Annotated in this window: 17 protein-coding genes; 10 read left to right on the forward strand and 7 right to left on the reverse strand. The window is 68.6% G+C overall.

Features of this window, described 5'->3' with window-relative positions; translation table 11 throughout:
• The first annotated feature begins 155 nt into the window (after window positions 1–155).
• Both GEV43_RS09605 and GEV43_RS09610 read left to right on the forward strand, forming a co-directional pair.
• Entirely contained in the window at window positions 156–1049 is an 894-nt protein-coding gene (locus GEV43_RS09605; RefSeq protein ID WP_241682841.1) for an ABC transporter permease, read from the forward strand.
• A 22-nt stretch (window positions 1050–1071) separates the two neighbouring features.
• The gene (locus GEV43_RS09610) at window positions 1072–1860 is read left to right on the forward strand and encodes an ABC transporter ATP-binding protein (RefSeq protein WP_160824423.1); all 789 of its coding nucleotides are present in this window, start codon (window positions 1072–1074) and stop codon (window positions 1858–1860) included.
• A gap of 82 nt (window positions 1861–1942) precedes the next feature.
• Here the strand turns inward: GEV43_RS09610 and GEV43_RS09615 are convergent, their stop codons facing one another.
• Window positions 1943–2536: a TetR/AcrR family transcriptional regulator gene (locus tag GEV43_RS09615; protein ID WP_160820383.1), complete on the reverse strand. Its 594-nt coding sequence runs from the start codon at window positions 2534–2536 to the stop codon at window positions 1943–1945.
• A 111-nt stretch (window positions 2537–2647) separates the two neighbouring features.
• On the opposite strand from GEV43_RS09615, the gene GEV43_RS09620 reads away from it, so the two are divergent.
• The 7 genes from GEV43_RS09620 (at window position 2648) to GEV43_RS09650 (ending at window position 14535) form a co-directional block, all read left to right on the forward strand.
• Window positions 2648–3658: an NADP-dependent oxidoreductase gene (locus tag GEV43_RS09620; protein ID WP_175250012.1), complete on the forward strand. Its 1011-nt coding sequence runs from the start codon at window positions 2648–2650 to the stop codon at window positions 3656–3658.
• A 130-nt stretch (window positions 3659–3788) separates the two neighbouring features.
• A complete protein-coding gene (locus GEV43_RS09625; RefSeq protein WP_160820384.1) occupies window positions 3789–5195 on the forward strand; it encodes an ABC transporter substrate-binding protein in 1407 nt (468 codons plus the stop codon).
• A gap of 127 nt (window positions 5196–5322) precedes the next feature.
• On the forward strand, window positions 5323–6396 hold the full coding sequence (locus GEV43_RS09630; protein WP_160820385.1) for an ABC transporter ATP-binding protein: 1074 nt from the start codon (window positions 5323–5325) through the stop codon (window positions 6394–6396).
• Window positions 6396–7334, forward strand: a complete 939-nt coding sequence (locus tag GEV43_RS09635; RefSeq protein WP_206681108.1) for a carbohydrate ABC transporter permease — start codon at window positions 6396–6398, stop codon at window positions 7332–7334. The genes GEV43_RS09630 and GEV43_RS09635 overlap by 1 nt, the downstream gene beginning before the upstream one ends.
• The gene (locus tag GEV43_RS49820) at window positions 7331–8203 is read left to right on the forward strand and encodes a carbohydrate ABC transporter permease (protein ID WP_160820386.1); all 873 of its coding nucleotides are present in this window, start codon (window positions 7331–7333) and stop codon (window positions 8201–8203) included. The genes GEV43_RS09635 and GEV43_RS49820 overlap by 4 nt, the downstream gene beginning before the upstream one ends.
• 524 nt (window positions 8204–8727) lie before the next feature.
• Entirely contained in the window at window positions 8728–13893 is a 5166-nt protein-coding gene (locus GEV43_RS53715) for a PA14 domain-containing protein (RefSeq protein WP_160820387.1), read from the forward strand.
• A gap of 15 nt (window positions 13894–13908) precedes the next feature.
• A complete protein-coding gene (locus GEV43_RS09650) occupies window positions 13909–14535 on the forward strand; it encodes a hypothetical protein (protein WP_160820388.1) in 627 nt (208 codons plus the stop codon).
• A gap of 147 nt (window positions 14536–14682) precedes the next feature.
• Here the strand turns inward: GEV43_RS09650 and GEV43_RS09655 are convergent, their stop codons facing one another.
• The 3 genes from GEV43_RS09655 to GEV43_RS09665 form a co-directional block, all read right to left on the reverse strand.
• Entirely contained in the window at window positions 14683–14850 is a 168-nt protein-coding gene (locus GEV43_RS09655; RefSeq protein ID WP_160820389.1) for a transposase, read from the reverse strand.
• A 264-nt stretch (window positions 14851–15114) separates the two neighbouring features.
• The gene (locus GEV43_RS49835; RefSeq protein WP_309239549.1) at window positions 15115–16191 is read right to left on the reverse strand and encodes a methyltransferase domain-containing protein; all 1077 of its coding nucleotides are present in this window, start codon (window positions 16189–16191) and stop codon (window positions 15115–15117) included.
• Between the two features lie 333 nt (window positions 16192–16524).
• The gene (locus tag GEV43_RS09665) at window positions 16525–17376 is read right to left on the reverse strand and encodes an alpha/beta fold hydrolase (RefSeq protein WP_160820390.1); all 852 of its coding nucleotides are present in this window, start codon (window positions 17374–17376) and stop codon (window positions 16525–16527) included.
• Window positions 17377–17428: 52 nt separating this feature from the next.
• Between GEV43_RS09665 and GEV43_RS09670 the strand changes: the two genes are divergently transcribed.
• Window positions 17429–18013 (forward strand): TetR/AcrR family transcriptional regulator, encoded by a 585-nt coding sequence (locus GEV43_RS09670; protein WP_160820391.1) that lies wholly within the window; start codon window positions 17429–17431, stop codon window positions 18011–18013.
• On the opposite strand, the gene GEV43_RS09675 is transcribed toward GEV43_RS09670, so the two are convergent.
• The 3 genes from GEV43_RS09675 to GEV43_RS09685 are packed head-to-tail and all read right to left on the reverse strand — an operon-like array spanning window position 18003 to window position 19264.
• Window positions 18003–18242: a DUF397 domain-containing protein gene (locus GEV43_RS09675; RefSeq protein WP_160820392.1), complete on the reverse strand. Its 240-nt coding sequence runs from the start codon at window positions 18240–18242 to the stop codon at window positions 18003–18005. The two genes, GEV43_RS09670 and GEV43_RS09675, sit on opposite strands and share 11 nt — an antisense overlap.
• 6 nt (window positions 18243–18248) lie before the next feature.
• Window positions 18249–18494, reverse strand: a complete 246-nt coding sequence (locus tag GEV43_RS09680; RefSeq protein ID WP_160820393.1) for a DUF397 domain-containing protein — start codon at window positions 18492–18494, stop codon at window positions 18249–18251.
• Complete coding sequence (locus GEV43_RS09685) at window positions 18482–19264, reverse strand: helix-turn-helix transcriptional regulator (RefSeq protein ID WP_160820394.1); 783 nt, start codon at window positions 19262–19264, stop codon at window positions 18482–18484. The genes GEV43_RS09680 and GEV43_RS09685 overlap by 13 nt, the downstream gene beginning before the upstream one ends.
• Between the last annotated feature and the right edge of the window lie 55 nt (window positions 19265–19319).

Raw genomic sequence — 19319 nt, forward strand, 5'->3', positions numbered from 1 at the left:
CCCGAAAGATCTCAAATCAGGGGTCACATGCCTGCGAACGTCCCTCACATATCGTTGACCGCTATAGGCTTCCCGGCATGAGTCACCCGGAACGGCTCAGCTCCTCGGGTGGCGAGCCGGTCGGCACTATCGCGGAGCCTCCTCGCATGAACGGGATGAGCAGCGAGTCGCTGGCCGAGTTCGCCGCGCGCCACGGACTGACGCAAAGCGCGGCCCGCCCCCGGCTGCGCACCTACATCGGACAGGTCTGGCAGAGACGGACGTTCATCTGGAACTTCGCGTCCGCCAAGACCACCTCGATGTACACCAGCTCCCGCCTGGGGCAGCTCTGGCAGGTCCTGACGCCGTTGCTGAACGTCGGCGTCTACTACCTCATCTTCGGCCTGCTGATGAACACCAAACGCGGTGTCTCCGACTTCATGCCGTTCCTCGTCACCGGCGTGTTCATCTTCACCTTCACGCAGAGGTCGGTGACCGCGGGCGCGAAGTCGGTCAGCAACAACCTCTCCCTGATCAGGGCGCTGCACTTCCCGCGCGCCTCCCTGCCGTTCTCCTACGTGATCATCGAGTTGCAGCAGCTCCTGATCTCGATGATCGTGCTGTTCATCATCGTGCTGGCGTTCGGCGAGCCGCTGACGCTGCACTGGCTGCTGATCGTCCCGATCCTGGCGCTGCAACTGGTGTTCAACATGGGCGTGGCGCTGGTCCTCGCCCGGATCGGAGCGTTCACCCCCGACGTGCAGCAGCTGCTGCCGTTCATCCTGAGGACCTGGCTCTACACCTCCGGCGTCATCTTCGCCCTCGGCGAGTTCTCCAAGCGGCTGGCCGACCACTCCTGGCTGATCGAGATCCTCAAGCTCAACCCGGGCTCGGTCTACCTGGAGCTGGCCCGCACCTCGCTGATCGAGTCGTACCGCACCACCGACCTGCCCAGATGGGGCTGGAGCGACAGCAATCTGTGGTGGTACGCGATCGGCTGGGCGATCATCGCCTTCGCCGGTGGTTTCTGGTACTTCTACCGTGCTGAGGAGAGGTACGGACGTGGCTAAGGCGCTCAAGGAGAAGCCGCCGATGATCGACCAGCAGCCCGAGGTCGTGCTGGACGACTCGCGCGACCCGATCGTCGTGGTCGACGGGCTGCACATCGTCTACCGCGTGTACGGCGCGGGCGGCAACAAGGGCAGCGCGGCGTCGGCGCTGATGCGCGTGGTCCGCCGCGAGGGCCGCCCGCAGATGAAGGAGGTCCACGCGGTCCGGGGCGTGTCGTTCATCGCCTACCGCGGCGACGCGATCGGCATCATCGGCACCAACGGGTCCGGCAAGTCGACGCTGCTGAAGGCCATCGCCGGCCTCCTCCCGCCCGCGCGCGGCGGCGTCTACACCGACGGCCAGCCGTCCCTGCTCGGCGTCAACGCGGCGCTGATGAAGGACCTGTCCGGCTCCCGCAACATCGTCCTCGGATGCCTGGCCATGGGCCTGGACATGGAGGAGACCAAGAAGCGCTACGACCAGATCGTGAAGTTCGCCGACCTGAAGCCGGGGTTCATCGACTACCCGATGAACACCTACTCCTCCGGCATGGGCGCCCGGCTGCGCTTCGCGATCGCGGCGGCCCGCACCCACGACGTGATGCTCATCGACGAGGCCCTCGCGACCGGCGACGCGAAGTTCAAGCGCCGCAGCAAGGCCAAGATCGAGGAGCTGCGCAAGGACGCCGGAGCGGTGTTCCTCGTCGCGCACAACCTCGACGTGATCGAGGAGACCTGCAACCGGGTCATCTGGCTCGACGACGGGCGCATCCGGATGGACGGCGACCCGCAGAGCGTCATCAAGTCCTACACCGAGGCGTCCGGAAAGTAGCCTCGTCCCCCGCGCACCGGCCCGGCACCGACCCGGGCCGGTTTTCGCGTCTCCGGGCCCGTTCCCCCGGGTGCGCGACCGGTCACGGGGCGGAGGGCGGCGGCGTTCCTTGCTCGGCGTCACCGCTCCCCGCGCGCGTCAGGACCGCGCTCGCGACAACCTCGAAGACGTGGTCGGCGCGGGGCGCGAACGAGGGTTGATCGCCGAGCCACGCGAGCGCCGCGATCAGCGCGAACAGATCGGTGCCGTCGATATCGCTCCGCGCCGCGCCCGCGGCCTGGGCGCGGGCGAGGAGCCGCGCACCGGCTGCGCGCAGGGTGACGCACGAAGCGTGGAGCGCGGACTCGGCGTCCTCGATGGCGGCCGCCATCAGGACGGTCACGCCCCGGTACTCGGTCGTCCACGCGACGCAGTCCCGTAGCCACGAGACGAGAGCGTCTTCGGGCGAGTTCGACGTCTCCAGTTCGCCCGCCTTGGCCGTCAGGTCGTCGAAGCTCGTGCGGAGCAGGGCGTCGAGCAGCGCCTCGCGCGTCGGGAAGTGGCGCAGCAGCGTCGCGAGCCCGACCCCGGCCCTGCGCGCGATGTCGCGCAGCGACACGTCGACGCCTTGCTCGGTGATGGCGGTGCCCGCCGCTGTGAGCAGGTGGTCGCGGTTCTCTCTGGCGTCGGCCCGCATCCGCCCCCCTTGACTAACCGGATCAGTGGTCCATATATTCGGATCAGTGGTCCACTTATGTGGATCAGTGATCCGAATCAAGAGTATCCGCAGCGCGGACAGGAGAGAACGATGCCGACACACACGATGAGGGCGGTCCGGCTCCATGAGCACGGCGGCCCCGACGTTCTGCGTTACGAGGAGGTGCCGTTTCCCGAGCCGGGGCCGGGAGAGGTGCTCGTCCGCGTGCACGCGGTCGGCGTCAACCCTCCGGACTGGTACCTGCGCGACGGGATGTCCAACCTGCCTCCGGAGACGAGGCCGAAGTTCGACTTGCCCGTGATTCCGGGGACGGACCTGTCGGGCGTCGTCGAGGCCGTCGCCGCGGATGTGGACGGCTTCTCCGTCGGCGACGAGGTCTTCGGCCTCCTTCGCTTCCCCAGCTTCGACGGCAGCGCCTACGCCGAGTACGTGGCCGCGCGCGCGTCGGACCTCGCGCTCAAGCCGGCCGGCATCGACCATGTGCACGCCGCCGGGGCGCCCATGGCCGGGCTCACCGCGTGGCAGTTCCTGATCGAGCTCGGACACGACCACCCCTCGCCCTTCCAGGCGGCGCGGCATCGCCCGGTCCCGCTCGGCGCCGACACGACGGTGCTCATCAACGGCGCCGCGGGCGGCGTGGGGCACTTCGCGCTACAGCTCGCGAAGTGGAAGGGCGCCCATGTGATCGCGGTGGCATCGGGCGCGCACGAATCGTTCCTGAGAAAGCTCGGCGCCGACGAGTTCATCGACTACACCAGGAGCCGTCCCGAGGAGCTCGTCCACGACGTCGATGTCGTTCTCGATGCCGTCGGTGGCCCGGGAAGCAGGCGCCTCCTGCGCACGCTCAAGCGCGGCGGCTCCCAGTTCCCCGTGTTCTTCGGCGAGTTCGACGAAGAGGAGACCGCGAGGCTGGGCGTCACGGTCACGGGCACCCAGGTCCGCTCGAACGGCGCGCAGCTCGGCGAACTGGCCCGCCTGCTCGACGCGGGCACGGTCCGCGTCGCGATCGACAGCACGTTCGCGCTCGCGGATGCCCGAGCCGCGCACGAACGCGCCGCCCGAGGGCACATCCAGGGCAAGATCGTGCTCACGGTCGTCTAGCGGCCCCCTCACCACCGAGGTGGGGCTCGACCCGGCGGGCGGTTGGCGTATCGCGAGCTTCCTGGGCCTGGATGAGGCGGCTTCCCCGATCTAACTTCGTAGGGAGACCCACAGCGGCGAGGGAGCTCCCATGGCCGATCCGTTGAGCAGGCGCGGATTCCTGTCCACCACGGCGCTCGCGGCGGGCGCGGTCGGCGCGTACGGGCTGACGGGGTGCGCGTCGGAGAGCAGCGGGCCGCAGGCCGACAGCCCGGGGAACGCGCCGAAGGAGGTCTTCACGGCGCCCGCGCGCAAGCTCGGCGGATCGCTCAGCATCCTGATGTGGAGCCACTTCGTGCCGAGGCACGACAAGTGGTTCGACAGGTTCGCGGCCGACTGGGGGAAGAAGGTCGGCGTCACCGTCCGGGTGGACCACATCAACACCGTGGACGTGCCGCGCCGGGCCGCGTCGGAGATCCAGGCGAAGCAGGGCCACGACGTCATCCAGCACATCGCGCCGTTCTCGCAGTACGAGCCGTCCGTGCTGGACATGACCGACCTCGTCCAGGAGGCGACGCGGCGGTGGGGGCAGCAGCTCGAACTGTGCCGCAAGTCGTCGTACAACCCCAACACCAAGCGGTTCTACGCGTACTGCCCCGGCTGGTCGCCCGACCCCGGCGACTACCGGAAGTCGATGTGGCAGAAGGTCGGGCTGCCGAACGGGCCGTCGAGCTGGGACGAGCTGCTGCGCGGGGCGTCCGAGATCAAGAGGAGCACCGGGGTGCCGTGCGGGATCGGGCTGTCGCCCGAGACCGACTCCAACATGGCGGCCCGCGCGCTGCTGTGGTCGTTCGGCGCGTCCGAGCAGGACCAGAACGAACGGGTCGTCATCAACTCCGACGCCGCGGTCGCGGCCGTCGAGTACATGGCGCGGCTGTGGAAGGGCGCCGAGACCAGCGAGGTGTTCTCCTGGGTCCCGGCGTCCAACAACCAGGCGCTCATCGCCGGCAAGTCGTCGTACATCGTCAACTCGATCTCCGCCTGGCGCACCGCCATGGCCACCAACCCCAAGATCGGCGACGACATCTTCTTCACGCCGGCGCTGCGCGGCCCGAAGGCGGCGCTCGCGGCGCAGCACGTGATCCAGCAGTGGATCGTCCCGAAGCACGCGAAGAACGCCGACGCGGCCAAGGAGTTCCTCCTGCACTACACGGCCAACTTCCCGGCCGTCACGTACAACTCCGAGCTATACGACCTGCCGGGCTGGCCGTCGCTCGTCCCCCAGCTGAGCGGCTGGCTCGACCACGACCCGTACGGCGCGAAACCCGCGAACAAGCTGTCGCTGCTCAAGACGGCCACGTCGTGGAGCGCGAACATCGGCTACCCGGGCCCGTCCAACCCGGCGATCGGCGAGATCTTCAACACCAACGTGCTGCCGACGATGTTCGGCCGCGCCGCCCGCGGCCAGACGTCCCCCCAGCAGGCCGTCGCCGACGCCGAACGCCAGATCAACGCCATCTTCAAGAACTGGCGCGCCCGCGGCCTGGTAGGGGGCTGAGCGAGGGCATGAACACCGCTTGCCGCCGCGCGGCGGCTGGACTGAGGAGCGCCGGGAGCCTGCGACCAGAGCGACGAGGGAAGCCGCCGCGCCGAAAGGGCGGCGAGCCGCCGAGCGGAGCGAGGCCATGAACACTGTCGAGGTGCGGGAGCTCGTCAAGACGTTCGACGGGCATGTGCGGCGGGCTCGGCGGGGGGCGCGCGGGGACGACGTGCGGGCGCTGGACGGCGTGGACCTGGCGGCGGAGCCCGGGGAGTACCTGGTGCTGCTCGGGCCGTCCGGGTGCGGGAAGACGACGCTGCTGCGGACGATCGCGGGCCTGGAGCAGCCCACGTCCGGCGAGGTGCTCATCGGCGGGCACGTCGTCAACGGGCTGCCGCCGCGGGTGCGGCAGGTGGCGATGGTGTTCCAGTCGTACGCGCTGTATCCGCACAAGACGGTGTTCGACAACATCGTGTTCCCGTTGCGGGCGGAGAAGACGGCGCGGCCGGAACGGGAGCGCAAGGCGCGGTGGGCGGCGGAGCTGCTCGACATCGAGCCGCTGCTCGCCCGCAAGCCGCGCCAGCTCTCCGGCGGGGAGCGGCAGCGGGTCGCGCTCGCCCGCGCGCTCGTCCGCGAGCCCGCGGTGTTCCTGCTGGACGAGCCGCTGTCCAACCTCGACGCCAAGATGCGCACGACCGCCCGCGACGAGCTGAAGCGGTTCCAGCAGCGGGTCGGCACCACGACGATCTACGTCACGCACGACCAGGCGGAGGCGATGGGGCTCGGCGACCGGATCGCGGTGCTGGAGCGCGGCCGGGTCCGGCAGGTCGGCACGCCCGCCGAGGTGTACGACGACCCGGCCGACACGTTCGTCGCGACGTTCATCGGGTCGCCGCCGATGAACCTCGTGCCGCGCGGCGACCGGCTGGTCGGGTTCCGTCCCGAGCACCTGCTGCCGTCGGAGATCGGCCCGTACGACGCGCGGGTGACGATGCCGCTGCGCGTGGAGCGGCTGGAGTACCTGTCCGGGGACCGGCACGTGTACGGGACGGTCACCGGCGTGGGCGAGGAGACGCGGGTGATCGCGCGCCTGCCCGCGACGGTCGCGACCCCGATCGCCACCGGGGAGACGCACGAGTTCGCGGTCGCCTCGGCGCGGATGCGCTTCTTCGACGCCGCCGAGGGCCGCCGCGCCCCGGCCGTGCGGATCGGCGACTGATGGCCGCGCCGGAGAAGGCGGATGCCCCGCGCGAGGCCGCGCCGTCCGGCCGGAAGGCCGCGCTGTCCGACCGCGAGGGCTTTCTCGCGTGGGCGATGCTGCTGCCGTCCGTCGTCTACATCGTCGCGCTCGTCGGCGTGCCGTTCGTGCTGGCCATCGCGTTCGCGTTCTCCGACGTGACCACGGGCGACCCGTCGTACGACTGGGCGGGGTTCCGCAACTTCACCGCGGTGTTCGACGACGGGGTGTTCTGGCGGGCGCTGTCGAACACGCTGGTCTTCACGCTCGCGTCGATGGTCCTGATCGTGGTGTTCGGGAAGATCCTGGCCAACATCCTGGTGGCGGAGTTCCACGGCAAGTGGTTCGTGCGGTTCCTCGTGCTGCTCCCGTGGACGACACCGGTCGCGCTGTCCACGATCTCGTGGCTGTGGTTCCTGGACTCGATCTACTCCCCCGTCGACTGGGTGCTGCGGCAGCTGAACCTGATCGACGGGAACGTGGTCTGGCTGGGCCGTCCCGGCACCGCGATGGGCTCGGTGATCGCCGTCCAGGCGTGGCGGCTGACCCCGCTCGCCGCGGTGATCGTGATGGCGGGGCTGGTCGCGATCCCCCGCGACATCGACGAGGCCGCGCGGATCGACGGCGCGGGCTTCTGGCGCCGCATGTTCGAGGTGACGATCCCGCTGACCCTCCCGGTGATCGCCGTCGCCGCCCTCTTCGGCGCGATCATGACGTTCACCGACATGACCGTGTCGTACGTGCTGACGCGGGGCGGCCCGACCCACGCGACCGACACCCTGGCGTCGTGGGCGTACTTCCGCGGCATCGAGGGCGGGGACGTCGGCCAGGGGGCGGCGATCGCGCTGTTCCTGTTCCCGATCCTGCTCGCCGGCGCGGTCGCGATCCTCCGCGCCGTACGCCGCCTGGAGGCGCAGTGAACGACACCGCGAGGCTCCGCCGCCGCTACGCCCGCCGCCACGTCGCGGCGCGCGCGGGCGTCTACTCGGCGGCCCTGCTCGCCGCGGTGGTGTGCGCGCTGCCGTTCCTGTGGAGCCTGGTGAGCGCGTTCAAGCAGAACCGCGACCTCTACAACCCGGAGAGCAACCCGTTCGCCTTCAACGAGCCCGCGACACCCGACCACGTGACGTTCCTGTTCGAGGACACCCCGTTCAACACGTTCGTGTGGAACACGCTCCTGGTCGGCGCGCTCGTGGTCGCCGTCACGCTCGCCCTCGCGATCCCCGCCGCGTACTCCCTGGCGCGCCTCAACCGCCCGTGGGGCACGCCGATGGGCATCGCGATCTTCCTGGTCTACCTGGTGCCGCCGTCGCTGCTGTTCCTGTCCCTGACCCGCGTGGTCGTCGCGCTCGGCCTGGAGGACACCCTGTGGTCGATGGTGGTCGTGTACCCGACGATCACGGTCCCGGTCTCGGTCTGGCTCCTGATCGGCTTCCTGAAGGCCGTCCCCAAGGACGTCGAGGAACAGGCCATGGTGGACGGCTACAGCCGCCTCGGCGCGTTCGCGAGGGCCGTCCTGCCGCTGGTCTTCCCGGGCATCGTCGCCGTCGTCGTGTTCAGCTTCACCCTCACGGCGAGCGAGTTCGTCTACGCCCTGGCGTTCGTGTCGGCAAGCCCGAAAATGGTCGTCAGCACCGGCGTCCCGACACAACTCGTACGCGGCGACGTCTTCTTCTGGCAGTCACTCCAGGCCGCCACGGTCATCACCGCCGTCCCGATCGCCTTCCTCTTCAACCTCTTCCTGGACCGCTTCGTCACCGGCTTCACCATGGGCGCCGTCAAGACCTAGCGAGGCGCGCAACTCAAGGCTCATTCCCGGCACTGGGCGATGTCCCACCGTGGCGAAGCAGTGCGGTCAGGAGCTGATCGCAGGTACCCGAAGTGGTGGTCGACCGCGGCGTCGGCGCACCCGTCCACACTACCTTGACATCTCTAGGTAACCGCGTACCTTGAAAGGTCAAAGTAGTTGAGAGGGGCAACCCGTGCTGACACCCGACCAGATCGCCCACGGCTCGCCGAGGCCGCGCCCGGTACGCGCGGACGGCCGCGCCGCTGACCGGGGCGATGAGCCCGGCGCCGGCCCAGGCGTCGAGGTGCCCTTGCAGCGCTTGTAGGCGAATGAGCGGCCCTGTTCGGTTCGCAAAGAGTTCCGTGTGACACATCGGAGTCTTCACTTATCACCTTGGGGTGCTCATGGACGTGTGGCGTGGTGGCCGGGTGCGGCAGGGCGACGGTGAGCGTCGTTGGAGCCGGAGGGGACCGAAGTACGCCGCTGGCCGGGTAGGGGCGCCAAGGCGCGCTACCGCAGCGGCGATGACGGCGGTGCTGGTGGTTTCGCTGGCGCAGGCGGTGCCGTTGCCGGGGCCGGTGCAGGCGGCGGAGCCGGGGCCGAGGATTCCGCGGCGGGATCTGCCGCTGATGGCCTCGGCCGCCAAGGCGGTCAGTGGTCCGAAGCGGTCGATGCCCAAGCAGCCCAAGCAGCCCAAGGCCGACTTCGCGCCGCTGGCGCGCAAGCCCGCGACCGGCAAGCAGCTGCGGGCGGGGGACGCGGCGCCCGAGACCAGTCTGGTCAGCCCGGTCGACGAGGCCGTGGTCTCGACCGAGACACCGACACTGAAGGTCCGGGACGTCGGCCAGGGCGTGCTGTACTGCTTCAAGGTCTCGACCGGGTTCGACGGCCGGTCTGGCAGCGTCGCCGATTCGGGCTGCGTGTCCACGCCGGAGTGGACGGTGCCCCGGAACGTGCTGAGCGACGGCGGCCAGTACACGTGGGCGGTCGCCACGACGCTGGGCAAGGACAAGCCGGTCACCTCACCCACATGGGTGGGGCATTTCACCGTCAATCAGCGGGTCGGGGACCCTGGCCCGGCGCCGGCCGACGCCTCCGGGCCGGTGACGGTCAACTTGTTCAACGGCAACGCCCAATACAAGAACGCCGGTCCGGCGTTCCAGACGATCGGCGGCCCGGCGGGGGTGACGTTCGGCTTCAACTCCCGCCAAGGCGGTGAAGGGCACGGGGTACGCGCGTCCTATTTCAACGACTCGCGGCACAACGGGACCCCCGACGATGCGCCGGTGCTGGTGCGGCGCGAACCGTCGGTCAATCTCAACACCATCCGCGACTCGCTGCCCGACAATCCCTGGTTCGATCCGTTCCCGCCCGCGCTGGACAAGAAGAACTTCGTCATCCGCTGGGAGGGCCACTTCAAAGCCCCCGTCGCCGGCGACTACCAGTTCGCCGGAACGCACGCCGACGGCGCGAAGATCTGGGTGAACGGAAGGGTCGTCTACGACAACCCCAACCCCGGCGGCATCGGGATGGACTTCCAGACCGCCGGTCCCAAGACCGACCGCGACACCACGCTCGCCGCGGGCCAGCGGGTGGCGATCAAGGTCGAGCTGTACCACCACTCAGACGCCAAGCCGCAGATGGTGCTGTGGTTCAAGAGCACCGGCGCGGACTGGGCCGGCCGCCGCTTCCACAACTGGATGCCCCAACCCGTCCCCACCCAATGGCTGTACGCCCAGGACCCGCCGCCGCTGCCCTCGGGGTGGACGCTCGGGGTGGCCGGCAGCGGCTACACCAAGGCCGAGATGCTGGACGCCTCAGTCGTGCTCACCGACCGCTCGGGCCGCAAACGCACCTGGGTCAAAACCTCTGGCGGCGGCTACAAGCCCCCGCCGGACGAGGACGGAGTCCTGGCCTTCGACACCGGCGGCCGGATCACCGTCACCGAAGGCACCACGGTGTCGACGTTCAACACCGACGGAACACTCGCGCAGGTCGCCTCCACGCTGGACGGTAAGAAACCGGCCGCGTTGCAGTACCACTACAGCGGCGCGGTCCCCCGGCTGACGAAGATCACCGACCCGGTGTCGGACCGCTCGCACACCCTGTACTACAACACCGATAACAGCGACGGCTGCTACGGCGGGACGGCCAAACCGCAGGGCGCCGACCCCGCACCGGCCGACATGCTGTGCCGCATCCGCTACTGGGACGGCTCGGAAACACGGCTGTGGTACCTGTTCGGCACCCTGGCCCGGATCGAGAACCCCGGCGCGTCCATCTCCGACTACGACTACCTCGACCGCGCCGCCAACAAGAAGGAGCACGACAAGCCCGAAACCAAACCTGAGGACAAGGAGGCACTCAAAGAGGGCGTCGGACCCCTCACCATGGTCCGCGACCCACTGGCCTACGACTGGGTCGTCCGGCAGAACACCCCGGTCACCGCCGAGCGCACCACGATCCGCTACCAGGCCGGCTACGAACCCGAAGCCCGCCAAACGCTGCTGCGCGCGGTCCAGGTCTCCCTGCCCTGGCCCGACGGCAGACCCGGCATCGGATTCCCCGGCGGACACTCCTACTCCTACGACCTCGCCGGCAAGGCCGCCGCGGTCGCGGTCAGCGGCCTGAACGGCCGTTCCCGCACCGTCACCTACGACGACGCCGGCCGCACGTTGAAGGCGACCGACGCCGATGGGGTCACCGCCGCGACCGAGTGGAACGCCAAGGACCGGCCTACTGCGACCATCGACGCGCGGGGTCACCGCGCCACCCATGTCTACGACCACGCCGATCGGCGGACCGACGCCTACGGGCCCGCGCCCACGTCCTGCTTCGACGGCCCCACCCCGACCTCGCAGTGCGCCGACGAGGTCCCGCACGGCCGTAGCCGCTATGACGAGGGCATCGCCGGGTTGCAGGCCGCGGTGTATGACAACCCGTACCTGTCGGGGGTGCCCGCGGTGTGGCAGACCGGTGTCGGCACCGCCGACGGCTCGATGGCCGCCACGTGGGGTGCCACGCCGCCGGTGCCCAACAGCGGCGGCTGGTCGGCCCGGTTCACCGGCGAGATCGAGTTTCCCGAGGAGGGCGAGTACGGGGTCGGGTTCACCGCCGTGGACGGGGTGCGGCTGTGGATCGACGACGTCCTGCGCGTCGACAGTTGGAGCGACAAGGCCTCCTCCAAGGTCGCCGGCACCTACATCAGCAAGAAGGCCGGCGGCCGGCACCGGATCCGCATTGACTACTACAACCGCAGCGGTACCACCGGCGCACTGAACTTCACCTGGGCGCCCCCCGGCGCCGACTCCGCGGTGACCGTCCCCGGCAAGTACCTGGCACCCCGCTACGGACACCAGACCAGCACGGTCCTCGACAGCGGTGGCGGACGCGCGCCATCGACGAAGACGGCCACCGACTACTCCGACCCGGCCAACGGGATCGACCCGGTGTTCGGATTGCCGGTCTCCACGACCAGCGACCCCGGCGGGCTCAATCTGACCCGACGCACCGCCTTCGAAAGGCCCGGCACCGGATACCTGCGCCTACTGGCCAACGCCCTGCCCGGAGGTGACATCTCCGATCCCGCCAAACGCGGCGCCTCCACCTACTACGCAGGCAACGAAACCCGTGCCAACCCCTGCGTTGACGACTCGCCGGAGGTGAGCCAGGGCGGCATGGCCAAAACGATCACCGCCGCCGAGAACGCCGACGGGTCGGCCAACCGCGCCGAACAGGTGTACGACGCGTCCGGCCGGGTGGTCGCCACCCGGATCAACACCGAACCATGGTCATGTACCACCTACGACGCCCGCGGCCGGGTCATCAAGCGGACGTACCCGGCCATCGGTGGCCAGCCCGCGCGGACCATCACCTACGACCATGCCGTGGCCGGTGACCCGCTCACCACCAAGATCAGCGATGGCAGCGGCTCGACCACCACCACGATCGACCTGCTCGGCCAGGTCACCTCCTACACCGACGCCGGCGGGACGGTCACCACCACCCAGTACGACACCGCGGGCCGCGCCACCAGGCAGACCAGCACGGTCAAGGGCGTCTCCTCCACCCTGACCTACCAGTGGACGGACGCCTCCCGCCTGACCCGCCTCGACCTGGACGGCACCACCGTCGCCACCCCCGCCTACAACGCCGGGATGCTCAAGACCGTCGGCTACGGCAACGGCACAGATCTTGGGATCACCTACAACGATGCCGCCTCGGTCACCGGCCTGAAGTGGAAGACCAAGGACTCCACGGTCACCGACACCGTCACCCGCTCCCGTGACCAGCGCATCACCGACGACACCGTCACCGACGCCGGCACCGCCTACGACCACGCCTACACCTACGACGGCGCAGGCCGCCTGACCGCCGCCACCGTCCCGCACCACAAACTCACCTACGGCTACGCCGCGGACGGCGGCTGCGGACCCAACAGGAAGGCCGGAGCCAACACCAACCGCACCACCTCCACCGACAGCCGGGACGGCGCCCCACCGGTCACGACCACCTACTGCTACGACGGCGCCGACCGGCTGATCTCCACCAGCGGCGCCACCACCCTGACCTTCGGCTACGACACCTACGGCAACGCCACCAAAGTCGGCACCGACACCCTGGGGTACGACACCACCCGCCGGCACATCACCACCACCGCGGCCGGGCGCACGGTCCGTTACACCCGCGATGTCACCGACCGCATCACCGCCCGCACCATCCAGGAGAACGGCAAACCCGACCAAGTCACCCGCTACGGCTTCACCTCCGACGCCGGCGGCCCCGACTTCGTCCTCGACGCCTCTGGGGGCCTGCGGCAGCGGGTGCTGAAACTGCCCGGCGGGGTCGTCCTCACCAAGACCTACGACACCGCGAAGACGGCCAACTGGTCCTACCCCACCGTCCAGGGCCACATCCTGTTCACCGCCGACGGCACCGGGACCAGGACCGGCAAGATCCATCTGTACGACCCGTTCGGACAGAACATCGACCCCGACACCGGCGCCCTCGGCGACATCCCCATCCCCGCCACCGCCGAAGGCGGCATGGACTTCGGCTGGCTCGGACAGCACACCGTCCCCGTCGAACACCTCGCCAGCCACCAAGCCCTCGAAATGGGCGCCCGCACCTACCTCCCCATCCTCGGCCGATTCCTGCAAACCGACCCCATCGCCGGCGGCTCCGCCAACAACTACGACTACGCCAACGCCGACCCGATCAACAGCCTCGACCTCACCGGCACATACCCCGACTGTGGTGCATGCGCCAGTGGAGAGTACGAAGGTTACGAAGCAGAAAAGGCCAAGAAAGAGGCCGAGGAAAGAGCGAAGCTCGAGAGGGCCTCAGAGGAAGCCGCGGCTAATCCCGGCTACCCTCCCATGCCGCTACCTCGCCGCTTGTTGATACCCAGAAAGTCCCCTCCCTCCTGGACGCCGAACGTCAAGGATCCCTCAATCGGACGTGGCCACACCGGGCGCTACGAACCAAGGAATCTCAAGGAACAGCTCGCGATGGAACAGGCAATGTCAAACCCCGCTGGGGGACGCGTGATCGAAACCATCACGATGACCGACGCCCGTTGGCCGGCAAAAGAGGGCTGGGTTAAGATGAGGCAGAACGTGAACGGCGTGGAGGTGCACTACGTTCGAAATACGAGAACGGGCGAGGTTGATGACTTCAAGTTCAAGTAGAGGTCCGGGAGGGCTGTGATCCTCAAATGGTCCGGCTGCCGTGGCGAACAGCCACGGCAGCCCACAAGTCCTGGCGACGCCGATCCTGCACAGTTTGACCTCACGGTCGGACGCGAATATCGCTGCCATGCCGTAGCAGTATTCAATGGAAGCGTATTCGCGCTGATCTGCGACGACACCTCGCTACCGTGGTGGTACCGGATGGAGCAGTTCACCGTCACTGACGGCTCCATTTCACCATCATGGAAACTAGGCCTCCATGACAGAAAATATGAGGGTCTGCAGATGGTGACAGGATATCCTGCGATCGCTACCGACATCGACCATTATGTCGGTGTCATCGAGCGCATCCCCGAGGAGATGGAGGTCTTCTGGCGCCAGACCGGCATAGCCGGTCTTGTCGATCAAGAATTCGATGCCGTGGTCATCGAGATCCTTCCCTCAGGATGTCGCGTGCGCCTGGAGAACGAAGAGATCGGATTCCTTCCCAACACCAAAAACCAGAGCTGGGTCGACGGAGACAACACCCTCGCGGTCAACGACTCTTTGAGAATTGTCATCGTGGACGCCATCCAATACCCGGTCGGCGTCAGCACCCTTGTTCTGGACATCGACGCAGCTCGCCGCGGCGAGAAGGCGTGAACGCGAGGCGATCCACCGCAACGTCCTCGGGTCAGAGCGACCGTCGACTGCGGCGCCAATGCCGCCGAGACGGGCGGCACCTCACTGGATGCGGGCCTGTCCGCGTTGCTGCGCGGCGCCCAGGGCGCCTAAAGCCTGTTTCTTGGATCAGATGCGGAGCCAGATGGGCAGAACGGCGATCGTGATGGTGCCGGTGTAGGTGTAGGCGCGTTTGTCGAAGCGGGTGGCGACGGCCCTGGATTGCTTGAGGCGCTTGATGGCACGTTCGACGGTGTGGCGTGTCTTGTAGTGGTCGGCGTCGAAGCGGGGTGCCATCCGCCTGCTCGGCCGCGGTTGCGGCGACGTTGTTGCTGCATGCGGCGCTCAGCGACGATGCGCCGGACCGCGCGCCGCCGCCGGTAGGTGCGATTGCGGCGTAAGGAATGGGCTTTGTCTGCGGTGAGCGAGTCCGGAGTGGTGGCACACTCGGTCGCCCCCGGCCTCCTCGAATCGGTGTGACCGCATCTGGGGCGTCCTCTCATAGGCGGACCAGGTTGTCCGGGGAGTCCAGCCAGACGTGCTGGCCGTCGGGCGTGACGGTCATTCCGAAACGTTGACGGCCTGGACTGCCCCAGGAGATCCAGCGCAGATAGGCGGCTTCCACTTCCGTCCACAAACGCCGCGCTCCAGCCTGGGACACCGGGTGAGCATCACGGCCGGGCTGAAAGTCGGCGATAGCCAGGAACCGTCCGGGTCGCGCAGGTGGAGCCGGATGCGGCCGTCCCCGGCCTCTTCCTCGACCGATGCCACACCGGGCACCATTCCGGCTATGGCCACGTCGCAGCCGTAGGAGGTCCCCGCGACCGCGCGCGGGTCCACTTGGGTCTCGCTCTGCTCGCCCTCTTCCTCAACGGTGGGGGCGTAGTCCCCGAATCTTTGGGAGCGCAGCATCATGTATCCGGCGTTGCCGGCGAAACGGCCGATGGCGCGGCCGTCCGCCGTGGCGGTCAACCAGGTCCGGTGACCATAGGCGAAGCCGGGCATCCAGGGGAACACCATCCGGCCGCCCGGACGCAGTTGCCGCACCCACGCGTACGGAACGTCCCGGACACCGCAGGTGACGTGCACGCGGTCGTAGGGCGCTCCGGACGGCCAGCCGTCCGCCCCGTCCGCCACGATCAGGCGAGGACGGTGCCCGGCCTTCTTCAAGTTCTCGCTCGCGATGCTGGCAACCATGGGGTCGATCTCAACGCTCGTGACGTTCTGGTCCCCAAGCCGTTGTGCCAGCAATCCGCCGGTCCAGCCGGTGCCTGTGCCTATTTCCAGCACCCGGTGATGGTCCATCAAGCCGAGCAGTTCGAGAAAGGCGACCACGATCCCGGGAGCCGAAAGCGACGACGTGTAGTTCTCCCCTCCCGCCTCCAGCGCGGTCGCGCCGTCGTCGAGCTGGGTGACGATCGAGGCATCGGAGTAGACCGCCGCCAGCCAGGCGGCCTCATCGGCGGCCCGGTCGAGGAGCCGGTCCGGCCCGTCCCCGCCATCGACCCACGCCACCGGCGGAGCGAACAGGTGCCGGGGTACGGCATGCAGCGCCGCCCGCCACGCCGGGTCGCTCAGGTGACCGGACGCGGCGAGCCGGTCGGCCAGCTCCTCGATGTAGTGCGCTACCGGCCTCACTTCCCGCCCTTCTTGGTCGGACGATCCCCGTCCGTCGTCGGCTTGGGCAGCTTGATCGGCTGCGGCTTCTCCTTCGGCGCCTCGTGCCTGCCCATCGACCGCGCTCCCTTCACCGCACCAGCGCGGCCCGTCGCCACGCCGTGAAGCCTCGCCCGGAGGCATGGCTTTTTTTCGCCTTGTCCCGCAATATCCGGAACGAACTCCGCGGGACACTCACTGCGCCTCCGTGAGACCTCCCCCACAGGCAGTACGGCCAAGAGTCTCAGTCTGGCTCCTGAACGGCTTCCAAATCCTTCCGGGAACGCTTCGCCCTCGGCTCCACCATGGGGGCCGTCAGGACTTGGGAACGTCTGCTGTGTTGGTGAGGAAGTGGTGTAGCTCGCGTGCTACGGCTTTTGGGGCGTCGAGCATTGAGAGGACGTAGGCGTCGGGTATTTCTGCGTAGCGGGCGTTTGGGAGCAAGGCCGCCAGCCGGGGGCCGTGGTCGGGGGGCATCATGCGGTTGGCGGGGGACCACAGGACGAGTGCGTCGCCCTCGAAGCGGCTCAGTGCCTCGGTGTCGCGGATGAGCGTCGGCTTGTGGAACGGGCTGCGCGCGTAGGCGATCAGGTCCCGCCGTACGCCCGCGTTCTGGAGAACGGGCTCCGTCCAACCCCGTACGAGCTCGTCTGGGATCGGCCGTTTCGCCATCTGCCCGAACAGCAGCGGCGTGCGCCGGAGCCAACCGATCCGGAGTTGGCGGCAGGCGAGTTGGAGGCCGCCCGGCATCCGCGCCGCGATCCCGACCATTTTCCCGGGGAGGCCGGGCGGGAAATTGTCGAACGCCTCGCAGGGCAGGAACACCTGGCGCGCGACCCGTTCGTCCAGCCCGTACGCGGTAAGGAAGATCGCGCCGCCCCAGTCGCTGTGCACGAGCGTCACGTCGTCCAGTTCCAGTGCGTCGAGGAGGTCGGCGACGATCCTGACCTGCCCCCGCAAGCTCAGGTCCGTGCCCGGTTTCATCGCCCGCCGGTGCGCGCCGAGCGGCAGCACCGGACGCACGTACCGGAACCCCTCCGGCAGCAGCGGCAGCGCCCTGTCCCACACGGTGTGGTCCATGAGCAGCCCGTGCAGCAGCACGACCGGCGGCCCCGAACCCGTCTCCTCGTACTCGATGGTCCCGGCCGGTATGTCGATGGTGCGCACGGTCGCCTCCTCTAGAACGGTCGTTCTAGAGTAACTGTTCTATCATCGCCGGATGAAGACGGATGAGCGGATCGTCCAGGCGATGGCGGAGCTGCTGCGCGTCCAGGGGTACGCCGCGACGGGCGTCAAGCAGCTCACCGAGGCCGCCGGCGCTCCGACCGGCTCGATCTACCACCACTTCAAGGGCGGCAAGCGCGAGATCGCGACGGCGGCGCTGCGTTCCACCGGCGCCGCGTACATCCAGCTCCTGCCGCTGCTCCTCGACCCGTACGACGACCTGGCCGAGGGCGTCGAGGCCGCGTTCGCCCAGGCCGCCGAGGACCTGGAGAACACCGGCTGGGCCAACATGTGCCCCGTCGGCACGGTCACCGGCGAGATCGCCGACGCCGAACCCGCGCTCCGCGAGGTGGCCGCCGAGGTCTTCGCATCCTGGGTCGAGGAGGGCACCCGCTACCTGACGGGGCGCGGCCTGTCACCCGACGACGCCCGCGCCGCCACGTACGCCCTGCTGTCAGCGCTGGAGGGCGCGTTCATCCTGGCCCGAGGCCAACGCTCCCGCGAACCTCTCCTGGCCGCCGGACACGCCACCGCCGCCTACGTGGCAACGCTCCGCAAGCCCGCCCCGCTCACCCCTTGAGGACGTTCACCAAGGCCGCGAAGTCGCCGCGGGACAGAACGACCTTGGGCCCGTCCGGATCCTTGGAGTCACGCATCCCGACCATCCCTGGCAGAGCCCCGACCTCAATGCAGGCACCACCCTGGTCATCGCTCCGCCGCGACTTCCGCCACGGGCCGAGGTCAGCGACCTCTACGCAGTTACCCCCGAGATTGTCGCTGTGGCTCGACTTCCGCCAGGTCAGCGTCATGCTCGATCACTCCTTCAGGGCGTTCACCAGAGCCTTGTAGTCGGCGCGGGAGAGAACGAGCTTCGGTCCCTCAGGGTCTTTGGAATCACGCACCCCAACGGCCCCCGCCCTGGCAGCGACCTCAATGCAGGCGTCCCCGTGCTCATCACTCCGCCGCGACTTCTGCCAAGGGCCGAGGTCCGCCACCTCCACGCAAGCGTCGCCCTGCTCCTCGCTTCGCCGCGACTTGCGCCACGTGATCAACTGCTCCACCGGGCGACCGCCTTCCGCAGGAACTCACGCGAATCCTCAACACTCAGGGCACGAGCCTGCAGAGCTGAGAACGCACTGACGACACTCAAGATATCCACACGATCGTTTGTCGTAACACCCCCGATCGTCGTCTTCATGTACAGCAATTCGTCGCCGTTCGGCTGCGTTGCCAGGTTGAAGGAACCGCCCAGCCCTCGGTAGTAGGCGGTCGGCGCGATCTGCAGTGTGACGTGTTCCCATGTGGAGACTTCGAGCAGGTGTTCACACTGCTCGCGCATCACCTCGGCGTCGCCCACGCACGACCACAGAACGGCTTCGGCGAGAACGACGCTGACCGTAGGCGGGTTCTCGCGTTTGAGCACTTTCTGACGCGGAAGCCGCCGAGCAACATCGTCCTCCGTCGGCAGCAGAGCGCGCATGTACGCCTCCGTCTGGAAGAGGCCGTAGATAGCCTTCATCTCGTAGGCGCGGAGGAACGCGGCGGTGTTCTCGGCGCGGGGGTAGTCGGCGAACCAGGGGGGATAGGCCGCGGAGCGGAGGAGGTCGGTCCACGCGTCGATCAGTTGGGTCCCGGTGCCGAGGGCCTGGTCGAGGCGTATGGCGAAGTCGTCGCGGCAGCGGGTGGTGCCGGTTTCGACCTGGCCGATGTAGCTGCGGCTGACGTTGGCGCGCTTGGCGAGTTCGATGCGGGACAGTCCGGCTTCCTCGCGGAGGCGGGCGACTTCCGCGCCGAACGTGATCGTCTGGGGGGTCGGCTTTCGCGAGGCCATGGGGGCCACCTCTCTGCAACCGTTCGCCACCGAACGAGGTGTGTTCGGCGGCTTT

The sequence above is a fragment of the Actinomadura sp. J1-007 genome, assembly GCF_009793335.1.
GTDB classification, from domain to species: Bacteria; Actinomycetota; Actinomycetes; order Streptosporangiales; family Streptosporangiaceae; genus Spirillospora; species Spirillospora yumaensis.

Excerpts from the sequence above, each read along its gene's own strand:
- GEV43_RS09605 (WP_241682841.1), top strand. The coding sequence starts at position 156 with ATGAGCAGCGAGTCGCTGGCCGAGTTCGCCGCGCGCCACGGACTGACG.
- GEV43_RS09610 (WP_160824423.1), top strand. The coding sequence starts at position 1,072 with ATGATCGACCAGCAGCCCGAGGTCGTGCTGGACGACTCGCGCGACCCG.
- GEV43_RS09615 (WP_160820383.1), bottom strand. The coding sequence starts at position 2,536 with ATGCGGGCCGACGCCAGAGAGAACCGCGACCACCTGCTCACAGCGGCG.
- GEV43_RS09620 (WP_175250012.1), top strand. The coding sequence starts at position 2,648 with ATGCCGACACACACGATGAGGGCGGTCCGGCTCCATGAGCACGGCGGC.
- GEV43_RS09625 (WP_160820384.1), top strand. The coding sequence starts at position 3,789 with ATGGCCGATCCGTTGAGCAGGCGCGGATTCCTGTCCACCACGGCGCTC.
- GEV43_RS09630 (WP_160820385.1), top strand. The coding sequence starts at position 5,323 with ATGAACACTGTCGAGGTGCGGGAGCTCGTCAAGACGTTCGACGGGCAT.
- GEV43_RS09635 (WP_206681108.1), top strand. The coding sequence starts at position 6,396 with ATGGCCGCGCCGGAGAAGGCGGATGCCCCGCGCGAGGCCGCGCCGTCC.
- GEV43_RS53715 (WP_160820387.1), top strand. The coding sequence starts at position 8,728 with ATGACGGCGGTGCTGGTGGTTTCGCTGGCGCAGGCGGTGCCGTTGCCG.
- GEV43_RS09655 (WP_160820389.1), bottom strand. The coding sequence starts at position 14,850 with ATGGCACCCCGCTTCGACGCCGACCACTACAAGACACGCCACACCGTC.
- GEV43_RS09670 (WP_160820391.1), top strand. The coding sequence starts at position 17,429 with ATGAAGACGGATGAGCGGATCGTCCAGGCGATGGCGGAGCTGCTGCGC.
- GEV43_RS09675 (WP_160820392.1), bottom strand. The coding sequence starts at position 18,242 with ATGACGCTGACCTGGCGGAAGTCGAGCCACAGCGACAATCTCGGGGGT.
- GEV43_RS09685 (WP_160820394.1), bottom strand. The coding sequence starts at position 19,264 with ATGGCCTCGCGAAAGCCGACCCCCCAGACGATCACGTTCGGCGCGGAA.